The 12,412-nt window shown below is 71.4% G+C and carries 12 protein-coding genes and 1 pseudogene; 7 read left to right on the top strand and 6 right to left on the bottom strand.

Annotated features, from left to right (window positions below; translation table 11 throughout):
* Positions 1 to 49: 49 nt before the first annotated feature.
* A complete protein-coding gene (locus ACGFZQ_RS47875) occupies positions 50 to 520 on the bottom strand; it encodes an MEKHLA domain-containing protein (RefSeq protein ID WP_393845810.1) in 471 nt (156 codons plus the stop codon).
* 176 nt (positions 521 to 696) lie between these two features.
* Between ACGFZQ_RS47875 and ACGFZQ_RS47870 the strand changes: the two genes are divergently transcribed.
* Positions 697 to 1,299 carry a TetR/AcrR family transcriptional regulator gene (locus ACGFZQ_RS47870; protein WP_393845809.1) on the top strand — a complete coding sequence of 201 codons (603 nt, stop codon included), beginning with the start codon at positions 697 to 699 and terminating at the stop codon, positions 1,297 to 1,299.
* On the opposite strand, the gene poxB is transcribed toward ACGFZQ_RS47870, so the two are convergent.
* From poxB to ACGFZQ_RS47855, 3 genes are read right to left on the bottom strand one after another with little or no spacing between them, the layout of a single operon-like run.
* On the bottom strand, positions 1,296 to 3,029 hold the full coding sequence (gene poxB / locus ACGFZQ_RS47865) for a ubiquinone-dependent pyruvate dehydrogenase (RefSeq protein WP_393845808.1): 1,734 nt from the start codon (positions 3,027 to 3,029) through the stop codon (positions 1,296 to 1,298). The genes ACGFZQ_RS47870 and poxB overlap by 4 nt on opposite strands.
* Before the next feature lie 48 nt (positions 3,030 to 3,077).
* On the bottom strand, positions 3,078 to 3,908 hold the full coding sequence (locus ACGFZQ_RS47860) for an acetoacetate decarboxylase family protein (RefSeq protein ID WP_393845807.1): 831 nt from the start codon (positions 3,906 to 3,908) through the stop codon (positions 3,078 to 3,080).
* 31 nt (positions 3,909 to 3,939) lie between these two features.
* On the bottom strand, positions 3,940 to 4,542 hold the full coding sequence (locus ACGFZQ_RS47855) for a MarR family winged helix-turn-helix transcriptional regulator (RefSeq protein WP_393845806.1): 603 nt from the start codon (positions 4,540 to 4,542) through the stop codon (positions 3,940 to 3,942).
* A 157-nt stretch (positions 4,543 to 4,699) separates the two neighbouring features.
* Between ACGFZQ_RS47855 and ACGFZQ_RS47850 the strand changes: the two are divergent.
* Both ACGFZQ_RS47850 and wrbA read left to right on the top strand, forming a co-directional pair.
* A pseudogene (locus ACGFZQ_RS47850) lies at positions 4,700 to 5,143 on the top strand (YceI family protein); the annotation flags it as partial.
* A gap of 144 nt (positions 5,144 to 5,287) precedes the next feature.
* Entirely contained in the window at positions 5,288 to 5,890 is a 603-nt protein-coding gene (wrbA, locus tag ACGFZQ_RS47845; RefSeq protein WP_351698795.1) for an NAD(P)H:quinone oxidoreductase, read from the top strand.
* 83 nt (positions 5,891 to 5,973) lie between these two features.
* On the opposite strand, the gene ACGFZQ_RS47840 is transcribed toward wrbA, so the two are convergent.
* On the bottom strand, positions 5,974 to 6,378 hold the full coding sequence (locus ACGFZQ_RS47840) for a tautomerase family protein (protein WP_351733605.1): 405 nt from the start codon (positions 6,376 to 6,378) through the stop codon (positions 5,974 to 5,976).
* Between the two features lie 66 nt (positions 6,379 to 6,444).
* On the opposite strand from ACGFZQ_RS47840, the gene ACGFZQ_RS47835 reads away from it, so the two are divergent.
* From ACGFZQ_RS47835 to ACGFZQ_RS47820, 4 genes are all read left to right on the top strand, one after another.
* Positions 6,445 to 7,449 (top strand): zinc-binding dehydrogenase, encoded by a 1,005-nt coding sequence (locus ACGFZQ_RS47835; protein ID WP_393845805.1) that lies wholly within the window; start codon positions 6,445 to 6,447, stop codon positions 7,447 to 7,449.
* A gap of 237 nt (positions 7,450 to 7,686) precedes the next feature.
* Positions 7,687 to 9,270: a benzoylformate decarboxylase gene (mdlC, locus tag ACGFZQ_RS47830; RefSeq protein ID WP_393845804.1), complete on the top strand. Its 1,584-nt coding sequence runs from the start codon at positions 7,687 to 7,689 to the stop codon at positions 9,268 to 9,270.
* Between the two features lie 11 nt (positions 9,271 to 9,281).
* A complete protein-coding gene (locus tag ACGFZQ_RS47825) occupies positions 9,282 to 10,031 on the top strand; it encodes an SDR family NAD(P)-dependent oxidoreductase (protein ID WP_393845803.1) in 750 nt (249 codons plus the stop codon).
* Positions 10,032 to 10,120: 89 nt separating this feature from the next.
* Complete coding sequence (locus ACGFZQ_RS47820) at positions 10,121 to 11,365, top strand: cytochrome P450 (protein WP_393845802.1); 1,245 nt, start codon at positions 10,121 to 10,123, stop codon at positions 11,363 to 11,365.
* Here the strand turns inward: ACGFZQ_RS47820 and ACGFZQ_RS47815 are convergent.
* Entirely contained in the window at positions 11,362 to 12,357 is a 996-nt protein-coding gene (locus ACGFZQ_RS47815; protein ID WP_393845801.1) for an Lrp/AsnC family transcriptional regulator, read from the bottom strand. The two genes, ACGFZQ_RS47820 and ACGFZQ_RS47815, sit on opposite strands and share 4 nt — an antisense overlap.
* Positions 12,358 to 12,412: the final 55 nt, after the last annotated feature.

Genomic DNA, 12,412 nt, shown 5'->3' with positions numbered 1-12,412 from the left:
CCCGCGCTCCGTCAGGTCGGCGGTCGAGTGCGTGAACACTGATGGTTCATCAGATGTCCGTCCATGAAGGGAAGACCGCCGCCTGGCCGTGGCAAGTGCCGTCGGCGTCAAGAAGGTTCCACATCGTGACGTCCTCTATCCAGAATCTGCGGCCGGACCTGGCGATCCTCAACCCCCGGTAGCCGGAGGCGAATCCGCGCTCCGTCACCGACCGCACGAAGGCGTCCCTGTCGCCCTGCGCGTCCGGTTCGGCGGACAGCCGGGACGGGAGCCGGACGAACTCCTCCCAGCCGTACTCGAAGCACTTCTGGGCGGTCGCGTTCGCGTAGACGAAGACGGGATCCGCACCGGCATCGTGTGCGAGCAGCCCGAAGGGCGCGGACTCGTAGAGCCAGCGGGCCGCCTCCTCGGCGTCCGGGAACACCGAGGGGCACAAGGGGGTGCCGGTCAACCGCTCATGGCTGGCGAGGAGAAGCTGTGCGAAGTCCGAGCCCCGCCTGTGCTCTTCATGGAACTTCATGGCCATCGGTGACCGCCTTTCGTAGCTTTCCGAAGGGATGGTTCCAGAGCACGCACGGCCGACGCGCAACGGGGAGGCTCCGGTCCGCACGCCCACCGCCGCCGTCGGCGCAGGGCCTCCGCCTTGACAAGATCGTGTCCTCGAACGAAGTTTCATTCGTGACGATGCCGCCCTCCGTGACAACCGCCGACGAGACCCCACTGCGCCGGAAGGTCATGGACGCGGCGTTGGAGTTGTTCGACGAGCGCACCTGGGACGGCACCAACGTGCCCGAGATCGCCGGCCGGGCCGGGGTCGCGGTGGGCACGATCTACCGCTACTTCCCCAACAAGCAGGCGCTGGGCGAGGCCGTCTTCACCGAGGCGAAGGCGGCGTTCGCCGACGCGGTGGTCACCGACGCCGTGCGCGCGGCCGACCCGGTGACCGCGATCGGGCTGGTCCGGCGGCATCAGGTGGCGTTCGCCACGGCCTGTCCCCAGGCGTTCTCGTTCCTGGAGCACCAGGTGCACGGCTCGTATCTGCGGCCGCAGGCGTACGAGGTCGTCGACCGGCTCAACGCCGAGCTGGTGGAGATCCTGCGGGCGGCGCGGACGGCCGGGGCCGCCCGCGCCGGTGATCCGCAGGTGCTGCTGGCGATGGCGTTCGGCGCGTTCGTCGGGGTCACCAAGGACTCACGCGCCTCGGGGATCCCGCTGGGCGAGTACGACCTGGAGGGCATCCGGCAGGCCGTGATGAGTCTGATCGGATTCCCGGACCCCGGCTCCCCCGGCGTCTCCTAGGAGGACAGGTGCCGCACCACGTTCGTGCGGGCCAGTTCCAGGAGTTCGTCACCGCGTCCTGACAGCACGGTACGGGCGGCGTACAGGGCGAAGCCCCTGGCCTGGTCGAAGGTGATCGTCGGCGGCACGGACAGCTCCTGCCGGGCGGTCATCACCTCCACCAGGGCCGGCCCGGGATGGGCGAACGCGGTACGCAGCGCGTCGGCGAGGTCGGCCGGGCGCTCCACCCTGCTGCCGTGGATGCCCAGGGACTCGGCGACGTCCGCGAAGTTCGGGTTGTCCAGGTCGGTGCCGAAGTTCACCATGCCCTCGGCCTTCATCTCCAGCTCCACGAAGCCGAGGGCTCCGTTGTTGAAAACCACGATCTTCACCGGGTGCCGCTGCTGCTTCAGGGTGATCAGATCGCCGAGCATCATGGCCAGCCCGCCGTCCCCGGACAGCGCGATCACCTGCCGGTCCGGATGGGCGGCCTGGGCGCCGATCGCCTGGGGCAGCGCGTTCGCCATGCTGCCGTGGGTGAACGAACCGATCAGCCGGCGGCGGCCGTTCATCGTCAGATAGCGCGCGGCCCAGATCACCGGGGAGCCGACGTCCGGGATGAACACCGCGTCGTCACTGGCGAGTTCGTCGACGATCCGGGTCAGGTACTGCGGGTGGATCGGGGTGCGGTTGCGGTCGTCGACGGCGAGCCGGTCCAGGTGGGTGCGGGCGTTGCCGTAGTGGTCACGCATCGCGTCCAGGTGCCTGGAGTCGGTCCGCGGCGCGAGCTTGGGGAGCAGGGCCTCGGCGGTGTCCCGTACGGTGCCGACCAGGGCCAGGTCCACCCGGGTGCGCCGGCCGATCTGCTCGCCGCGCACATCCACCTGCACGACGGTGGCGTGCTCGGGCAGGAACTGCCGGTACGGGAAGTCCGTGCCGAGCATCAGGAGCGTGTCGCACTGCTCCATCGCGCGGTAGCCGGAGGTGAAGCCGAGCAGTCCGGTCATGCCGACGTCATACGGGTTGTCGTATTCGACATGTTCCTTGCCGCGCAGGGTGTGCACGACGGGCGCCCGCAACGCCCCGGCGAGCCGGACGAGTTGGTCGTGGGCGTCGGCGCAGCCCGCGCCGGCCAGGACGGTGATCCGCTCGGCCCGGTTCAGAAGGGCCGCGGCCTGCTCGATCTCCGCGTCGGCGGGGCGCACCACCGGCGTGGTGGGCCGTACGGTGGCCGCCCTGCGCGGGTGGTCGAGCCGGTGCTGGAGCACATCGCCCGGGACCACCAGGACGGACACCCCGCTGCGCTCGACGGCGGTCCGCAGCGCGATGTCGAGGAGATAGGGGAACTGCTCGGGCGTGGAGGCCAGTTCGCAGAAGTCACTGCACTCCCGGAACAGCTCCTGGGGGTGGGTCTCCTGGAAGTAGCCGGTGCCGATCTCCGCGCCGGGGATGTGCGCGGCGATCGCGAGCACGGGGACCCGGCTGCGGTGTGCTTCGAACAGCCCGTTGACCAGGTGGAGGTTGCCCGGTCCGCAGCTGCCGGCGCAGACGGCGAGCGAACCGGTGACCGCCGCCTCGCCGGCGGCGGCGAACGCGGCCGCCTCCTCGTGCCGGTAGTGCTCCCAGGCCACCGACGGATCCCTGCGCAGGGCGTCGGTCAGTCCGTTGAGCGAGTCGCCGGGCAGTCCGTGGATCCGGGATACGCCCGCGTTCCGCAGGCCGTCGACTATGAGGTCGGCGATGGTGTGCATCAGCTTCCTTTCGTTACGGAGGTCGGGGGCGCTCCCGGTCCTGTCCGGCTACTCGCCCAGCCGGTGCACTTCGGTCACGGTGTACGACATCGAGGCGCGGAAGCCGGTGCCGGTGCGCACCGGGGCCAGGTCCGCGAGTTCCTCGCCGCGGGCCTCGAACAGGGTGATGTCGCCGGAGCCGACCCAGACGTCGGCGAGCGCCTGGTCCCCGAACTCGGCCATGACCAGCTCGTGCACGGCGGGCTTGTCGTAGTGGCCGGCGGTCAGCGACGGGAAGTGCCGGAGGTTGACCGTGGGCCGGAACAGGCTCGCGGGGTCGTCCGCCGGGCGCTCCAGGGTCACCCCGGCCTCCGCGAGGGTGTGCCCGGCCGCCGACAGGGACGCGCCGAACCTGCCGCCGGCCGCGAGGGACGGTGACGCCTTGCCGGGCGACGCGAAGACCCGGGTCTGGGCGACCGAGCCCAGCTTCTTCGGGAAGCCCTGCACCCAGCCGCGGGCCAGTGCGAGGTCGTTGTCCACGTAGATGTACGGGCACCACGACACCGGCTCGTCACCGAACCGGGCGTCCACCAGCAGCATGAACTCGCGGTACTGGCTGCGTACCGGGTCGAGGTACTCCTCGTTCCCGCCGGAGAACTGCCAGTCGACGAAGAGCGCCACCACACGCCCGTCGGACTCGGTGTCGGGCGTCAGCCCCTCGGGGAGGGTCGCCGCGGCGGCGGCCGGATCCGTCCAGAACTCGACGCCGACGATGTCACCGGCGTAGTGCCACGGCGGAGCGGGGGCGAGGTTCGCCACTCCGCGCGGCGACAGCGGGTAGGTGTAGCCCTTCAGCAAGGGTGCCTCCAGAGAGCGCAGGTCCAGCCGGAACGGGCCCATGCTCCGCGCAGCTACGCCATCCCGGCTTGGGTCAAATGACTGCTTCCCGGTAGCTGGAGGCTGCTGCCGGGTACCCGGGGGGTTCCTCGGCCACGGGCGGCGCCTCGGCCGCGGTCCCTGCCAGGTCCGCGGGGCTCCCCTTCTGTCCCGCACCCCGTTCGCAGGGGGCGAGCAGCGGCTGGGCGACCGATCCCACCTGCTCTGCCAGCCGCCGGACCAGAGCGGGGTCGAGTTGGTCCATGACACGCTTTCGCGCGCTGGCGAGATGCACCGGATAGGCGCCCCGCAGGCGCTGCCGGCCGGCCTCGGTGAGCTCGGTGACGTACCCGCGGGCGTCCGTGCAGTGGCGCCGCTTGGTCACCAGGCCCTGGTCCCGCAGGTTCTCCACGACCCGGCTGATACGGCTCGCGGACAGGGCGGCCGCCGAGGCCAGCTCGGTCATCCGCATGCTGTCGTCCTCGGCCTCGGAGAGATGCATCAGGACGATGTACTGCGTGAGCGACAGGCCCGTGGCGCAGAGCAGGTCCTCGTCGAGCGCCCGCGGAAGGGCGACCAGCATCCTCTGCAGCGCACGCCAGAGACGGTCCTCGTCGGTGTTCAGCGGGCAGATGGGCTCGGGTGACTGTGCGGACATGTACCGGCCTCCCTTCCGTAGTGTCCCGGTGCTCCCACTGAAGCACATCATTACTTGCTTGACAAAGCATTTCCAGTGAGGTCAAGATACTTGCCAAGGCAAGCAACAGCGCCGTAGCGGACCAGCCGCGCGACGCCAACCGAGAGGCCAGAAGGGCATGAGCGTCGAATTGCCCCCCGCGGGGACCTACACGGTCGATCCGGAGCGGTCGTCCATCGGCTTCACCACGCGGCACATGTTCGGCCTGGGCAAGGTGAACGGCACCTTCCGGGTGGAGTTGGCGAGCATCACGATCGCCGAGCCGGTCACCGAGTCGGCCGTGACGGCCGTCGTCGACGCGGGCAGTTTCCACACGGGGACCCCGCGCCGGGACGATCACGTGCGCTCCCCCGCCTTTCTGCACGCGGAGCGTCACCCCGGGATCCGGTTCGAGTCGACCGGGGTGAGCCGGGGCACGGCCGGCGTCTGGGTCGTCCAGGGCCACCTCACCGTCCGCGGTACCCGCGCGCCGGTCGAGCTGACGGTGGACGCGCTGTCCGTCGAGAACGGCTCACTGAAGATCTCGGCCTCCGCGACCGTCGACCGGTACCGCCACGGGCTGACCGCGGCGAAGGGGGTCGCGGCACGCCTGCTGCGGCTCTCCCTGTCCGCCACCGCCCTTCCCGACCCCGGCCCGACGGCTCCGGCCGCCGGCGCCACGACGGCTTCCGCCGCCGAGACCACAGCACAGCGAGAGGAACTCCCCATGGCTCCCAAGGTCGCCGTCATCTACTACTCGTCCACCGGTACCGTCCACGAGCTGGCGGAGGCCGTCGCCGACGGCGCCCGCAAGGAGGGCGCGGAGGTACGGCTGCTGCGCGTGTCCGAGCTGGCGCCCGAGGAGGCCATCGCGAGCAACGACGCCTGGTCGGCGCATGCCGCGGCCACCAAGGACGTCCCGGTCGCCACCCCGGCCGACATCGAGTGGGCGGACGCCGTGGTCTTCGGCACCCCCACCCGGTTCGGCAACATCGCCAGCCAGCTGAAGCAGTTCATCGACACGCTCGGCGGCCTGTGGGCGCAGGGCAAGCTGGCCGACAAGGTCTACAGCGGCTTCACCGCCACGGCCACCGCGCACGGCGGCCAGGAGTCCACACTGCTCGCGCTCTACAACTCCGTCCACCACTTCGGCGGCATCCTGGTGACCCCCGGCTACACCGACCCGGTGAAGTTCGTCGACGGCAACCCCTACGGCACCAGCCACGTCAACGGCCAGGGTGCCATCCCGGTCGACGACACCGCCCGCAACGCCGCCGAGTACCAGGGCAAGCGGGTCGCCTCCATAGCCGCGCGCTTCACCGCCGCGTAACCGGCGGCGCCACGGACGGCCGTGTGCCGGCGGCGGGGGTGTCGCCGGCACACGGTCAGGTCACCGGGTACGGCTGCCCGCCGTCACGCCTCGCCGCGGCCGGCCAGCCACTCCTGCTCGGCGCCCGGTTCGGGCAGCACCTGACCGCCTTCGACGGCGGACCTGGCGGGGCTGTCCTCCAGCACCACCATGACGTGGCTCTCCGCCACCCCGGTGACGCGGGCGGCCGCCGAGGACAGCTCCAGCGCCAGCCGGGTCGCCTCCTCCTGCGGGTGTCCGCGCCGGACCCAGCCGCTGACGATCAGCGGGGCCCCCGGCACCCCGCCGGCGAAGACGCTGTCCGGCGGCGGCTCGGAGAAGATCACGTTGACGTAGCCCGGTGGCACATGGTTGATCGCCGCGTGGATCCGGGTGATCTCGGCCGCCAGCGCGGCCTTCGACCCACTTGTCAGGGTTCCCTGTGCTGCGGTGCAGGTGTAGACGGGCATTTCGGCTCCTCATCGGACGGGGGCGGAATCGCTCACGGCAACGGCGGAAGGGCGGCGAGGGCCGTGATGGAAGCAGTGGTCCTGGGTGTGGACCGGAAGATCGTGCTGGAGTCGAGGCCCGAGCCCGGGCTCCGGCCCGATCAGGTCATCGTGGAGGTCGACCTGTGCGGCATCTGCGGCACCGACCTGCACGCGCCGCAGATGCCGCAGGTCTACCGCGGCGGTTTCGTCATGGGGCACGAGCCGTCCGGCCGGATCAGCCGCGTCGGGGACGCGGTCGAGGGCTGGGAGGTGGGCCAGCGAATCGCCGTCAACCCGAACGGCAACGTGTGCGGCCGGTGCCGGTACTGCCTCTCGGGGCGCCCCAACTTCTGCCGGCAGGCCACCCTGGAGACCGCGCTCGGACTCCAGACGGACGGCGCCCTCGCCCGGCAGATGGCCGTTTTCCCGGGTACCTTGCGGGCGCTGCCCGCGTCGATGGGCCGCCTGGAGGCGGCCTGGGTCGAGCCGACGGCCACGGCCCTGCGCGCGGCGGTGCTGGCCGGCGATCTGAAGGGGGCCACGGTCGTGGTGTTCGGCGGCGGCCCGATCGGACAGCTGGCCTGCCGTATCGCCGCCCACCGGGGCGCCGGCCGGATCGTCCTCGTGGAACCGGCCCCGGAGCGCCGCCGCTTCGGCCCGGCCTCGGGCGCCGATCTGACGCTGAGCCCGGCCGAATCCGGCGCCGAACTCGCCGAGTCCTCGGTGGACGTGGTGTTCGAGTGCTCGGGCAACCCGGCGGCACGGGCGGAGGCCATGCGGCTGCTGGCCCCCGCTGGGGTGCTGGTCAACGTGGGCGGGGGGCCCGGCGGCGGCTTCGACCCCGATGTCGTACTGCTCAAGGAGATCACCATCCGCGGATCCTTCGTGTACGGCTCCGAGTTCGACGACGCCATCGATCTGCTCGCCCGCGGCGCCGTCCGGGTCGACGACCTCACCACGGAGATCGCCCCGGTGGGGGAAGCACTGCGCGCCATCGACGCCCTCCGCTCCGCCGAGGTCATGAAGGTGTTCATCGCACCCAACGGCTGACCCCAGGGTCCGCCCGGCCGCCGGGTTCCGCCTTCGGTCATCCGACTGAGGCCGGAACTGCGAGAGGCGGCCGGCGGTCCGTGGGCGGCACGCAGTCGTCGTATCAGCAGGCGCGTCAGTCATCGGACGGAATGCGTGGCGGCCATGCCTGGGTCAGGATGAGGTGGATCATCCCCCCACCGGAACCGGCACGAAAGCTGGCAGGTTGCCATGACCCAACAAGCCACCGTCCGAACCGTGACCTACGATCTGCTGCGTTCTCTCGAACTGACCACCGTCTTCGGTAATCCGGGGTCGACCGAGCAGACGTTCCTCCAGGAGTTTCCCGAGGACTTCACCTACGTACTTGCCCTGCAAGAGGCCTCCGTCATCGCCATGGCCGACACCTTCGCCCAGGTGACCGGCCGGCCCGCACTGGTCAACGTGCACTCCTCGGCCGGGCTGGGCAACGCCGTCGGCAACCTGGTGGCCGCCTACCACGGCAACACCCCACTGATCGTCACCTCGGGGCAGCAGCACCGGGAACTGCTGATCGGCGAGCCCTACCTGGGCAACCGCGAGGCCACCACGCTGCCCAAGCCGTGGGTGAAGTGGGCGTACGAACCCGCCCGCGCCGAGGACGTACCGGAGGCGTTCCTGCGGGCCTATGCCACGGCGTTGCAGCCGCCCGCCGGGCCGGTCTACCTGTCCATCCCGATGGACGACTGGAAGCGGCCGCTGTCCGGCTTCACCCGTATGCGGACCTTCAGTGACCGGATGCTGCCCGACCCGGACCGGCTCCGTGCCTTCGCCGACCGCATCTCCGCCAGCAGGAATCCCGCGCTGGTCTTCGGACCGGAGGTGGACCGCGCCGGCGGCTGGGACGTGGCCGTCGCCCTCGCGGAGAAACTGCGCGCGGCCGTCTACGGCTCCCCGCTGCTCGACCGTGCCTCCTTCCCCGAGGACCACCCCCTCTTCCGCGGGCCGCTCGGCATGTCGGTCAAGACCATCAGCGACCGACTGGAGGGACACGACCTGGTGGTCGTGATCGGCGCGGAGGTCTTCCGCTACTACCCCTACGTCCCGGGCTCCTACCTGCCGGACGGCACCGAGCTCCTCCAGATCACCGCCAATCCCGACGTCGCCGCGGCCGCGCGCGTGGGCGACAGCCTGCTCGGCGACCCCAGGGCGGCGATCGAGCAGCTCCTGGGCGCGGTCGAGGAGGGCACCGCGCGGACCGCTCCGCAGCCGATGGAGCGTCCCCGGGTGCTCCCGGAGGCACCGAACAGCCCGCTGACCCCGCCGGAGGTCTATGCCGCGCTGAGCAGCGTCAAGCCCGCGGACGCGCTCATCGTCAACGAGTCGACGTCCACCATGGCCCAGCAGGTCGAGTGGCTGCCCACCACCCGGACCGGTTCCTTCTTCGCCACGGCGAGCGGCGGCATCGGCTGGGGTACACCGGCGGCCGTCGGCGTCGCCCTGGCCGACCGACAGCGGGGCGTGGCCCGGCCGGTCGTGGGACTGATCGGCGACGGTTCCTTCCAGTACTCGGTGCAGGCCATCTGGACGGCGGCGCAGCACCGGCTGCCCATCGTCTACGTCGTGATGCGCAACCAGGAGTACTCCATCCTCAAGTCGTTCGCCGTGCTGGAGGAGACCCCGGGCGTCCCCGGACTCGACCTGCCCGGGCTCGACATCGCCGCGCTGGCCGGCGGCTTCGGCTGCCGCGCGGTCGACGTCAGCACCACCGAGGACCTGCAACGCGAGTTCAAGGCGGCGCTGGCCGCGGACACCACCACCGTCATCGTGGTGGCCACCCAGCCCCAGAAGGCGATGCTGTAACGGGAGCAGTGATGGATCTCGGACTCAAGGACCGCGTCTACATCGTCACGGGCGGCACCCGCGGCCTCGGTCTGGCCGCCGCCCGCGAACTGACCGCCGGCGGAGCGAAGGTGGTGGTCAGCGGGCGCAGCACGCACTCGCTGGCCGCGGCGGAGGCGGAGCTCGGCGGCCCCGGGCAGGCCGTCGGTGTCGTCGCCGACAACGCCGACCCCGGGACCCCGGACCGGCTGATCGCCTCGGCGCACGGGGCGTTCAAGGGGCTGGACGGTGTGCTCATCAGCGTCGGCGGCCCGCCGACGGGCCCCACGGACGCCATCGACGACGACCAGTGGCGTGCGGCTTTCGAGTCGGGCTTTCTGGGCGCGGTGCGGCTGTCGCGGGCCGTCGCCGCGCAGCTCGGCGAGGGCGGGGTGATCGGTTTCGTCCTGTCCACCTCGGTGTACGAACCGATCCCCGGCCTCGCCACCTCCAACGCCCTGCGCCCCGCGCTGGCCGGTTACGCGAAGACCCTCGCGGGGGAACTCGGCCCCCGGGGCGTCCGGGTGCTCGGTCTGGTGCCGGCCCATATCGGGACCGACCGCGCCCTCGAACTCCAGTCGATCACCGGCGACGCCGACCGCACCGCCGCGGGCATCCCGCTGCGCCGTCTCGGCACTCCGGAGGAGTTCGGCCGCACCGCCGCGTTCCTGCTGTCGCCCGCCGCGTCCTATGTCACGGGGTCCATGATGACGGTCGACGGCGGTACGAGGGTCAGTTTCTGACCATCAGTCATTCCCAACTTTCCTTGACACTCTCCCCCTTGAACATAATGCTTGCCGACGAAAGCAATTTGTTCGGGCGGGAGAAGTCGATGACCACACACACCCCGGGCGGCCCGCTGCGAGCCGTCCTGGAGGGGCCCGCGTTCCAGGCGGACCCGCATGCGGTACTGCGGAAGCTCACGGACTCCGCTTCCGCACACCGCTGCGAACCGGACGGCGCTCCGCCGCAGTTGCTCGTCACCGGGTACGACGCGGCCCGCGAGGTGCTCACCGATCCGCGGGTGTCCAAGCGCAGCGAGCGCGCGGGCCTCGAACCCGGCTGGCTGATGAGCGGGGTACGGGACGAGGTCGGGGTCGACTACATGCTGACCGTGGACCCGCCCGACCACACCCGGCTGCGCAAGGTGGTGGCGCGTGCCTTCACACCGCAGCGCGTCGAGGCCCTGCGGCCGTGGACCCGGGAGATCGCGTCCCAGGCGATGGAGGCCGTACTGGCCCAGGAGACACCGGAGTTGGTCGACGGCTTCGCCACCCGCGTCCCCATCTCCGTGATCTGCGAACTGCTCGGCGTGCCACTGACGGACCAGGACCGGTTCAGCTGGGCCTCCGAGCAGGTCGTGGCCCCGGTCGCCGGTTCGGACCGGGAGGAGGCCTACGTATGGCTGAGCGGGTACCTCGCGGAGCTGATCGCGGACAAGCGGGCCGACCCCGGACCTGATCTGCTGAGCGCGCTGGCCGTCGACACCGATGAGGACCGGCTCACCGACCCGGAGCTGATCGGCATGGCCTTCCTGCTCCTGATCGCCGGGTACGAGACGACCGCGAACCTGATCAGCACCGTACTGCTCGGCCTGGCCCGGCAGCCGGACCTGCTGCGGACCCTGCGCGCCGATCCCGGTCTGATCCCCGCGGCGACGGAGGAGTTCCTCCGCCTGGACAGTCCGGTGGTGACCGCCACCGAACGGTTCGCCACCGAGGACATGCGGGTCGGGGAGGTGCCGGTGCGACGAGGGGACATGCTGCTGGTCTCCCTGGCGGCGGCGAACCGGGACCCGGCCCGGTTCGAGGAGCCGGACTCCTACCGCCTCGGGCGTCCGGCCGGCGGCCATCTCGCCTTCGGGCACGGCGTCCACCACTGCCTGGGCGCTCCGCTGGCGCGGATGGAGGCCGAGGTCGCGATCACCGTGTTCGTCCAGCGCGTGGAGAGTCTCACCCTGGCCGTGCCGGAGGCCGACCTGGAGTGGGCGCCGGGGCTGCTGATGCACGGGGTCCGGCGGCTTCCCGTGTCCGCCGTGGTCGCCGGGGACTCCGTGGTCTCCGGGGACTCCGTCTAGACGGAGGACGCCGGCACCAGCCGGCCCCGGGAGATGAGAGAGGCCGCCTTCTTCAGGTGGTGGACGCTGATGCTGACGCCATAGCCGTCGATGCCCGGGGTCGCGGCGATCCGGGTGGTGAGAAAGCGGTAGAAGTCCTCGGGATCGCGGGCGATGACGGTGACCATCAGGTTGTGCTCCCCGCTGATGGCCCCGACGAAGGGGACCTCGTCGTGCCGGGCGGCCTCCGCACCGACCCGCTCCAGGTGGGCGGGGGCCACCCGCAGCCACAGGACCGCGTGCAGCCAGTGGCCCAGCCGCTCCGGGAGCAGCTCCACCTCGTACTCAAGGGTGCCGGAGCTCTCCAGCGACTCCAGCCGCCGGGCCACCCGGGACAGGGACCAGCCTGTGAGTTCGGCGAGCCGGGTGTGGGTGGTGCGGCCGTCCTGGGCCAGGGCGTCCAGCAGCGGGGCGTCCTCGTCGGCGGGCGGGAGCGGGGGCCCGGGGGTGAGCGGCGGCCGCTCCGAGGTCAGCCGCCGGACCTGCTCGGGGTCGAGGTTCTCGCCGTAGCCGGTCCAGCCGGCGGTGCCGGGAGCGTCGTAGTTGTGGATGATCAGGTCGATGCTGACGTCCAGGACCGAGGCGGACCTCGGCAGCTGCCGGAGCAGCACGTCCTCGCGGGGCATGTCGAGCGGCGCGCGGATGACGCAGATGATCTCCGAGCCGCCCGAGGCAAGATGAGCCCAGGAGATGTCGGGGCGGCGGGCGAGGGCCTCGGCGAGCGGGGCGACCCGGTCGGGTCGGCAGCGGATGCGGGCGACCCACTCCGCGGCGCCGTACACCCGCCGGTTGACCAGTCCCACCACCCGGAGCGCGCCGCTGCGGCGCAGCGCCTGGTAGCGGCGGGCGGCGGTCTGCTCGGAGACGCCCGCCACCTCACCGATCCGGCGGAAGGGCAGCCGGGGCGCACACTGCAGGGCACGGAGGATCTTTCTGTCCACGTCGTCGAGCATGGTGGAAGTCTGTCACGGTGCGGGAGCGATGTGGAGGATTCTCCTGCTGGAGGGG

The sequence above is a fragment of the Streptomyces sp. NPDC048254 genome (genome assembly GCF_043201895.1).
Taxonomy (GTDB): Bacteria; Actinomycetota; Actinomycetes; order Streptomycetales; family Streptomycetaceae; genus Streptomyces.
This window is presented reverse-complemented; position numbering and strand designations above follow the sequence as displayed.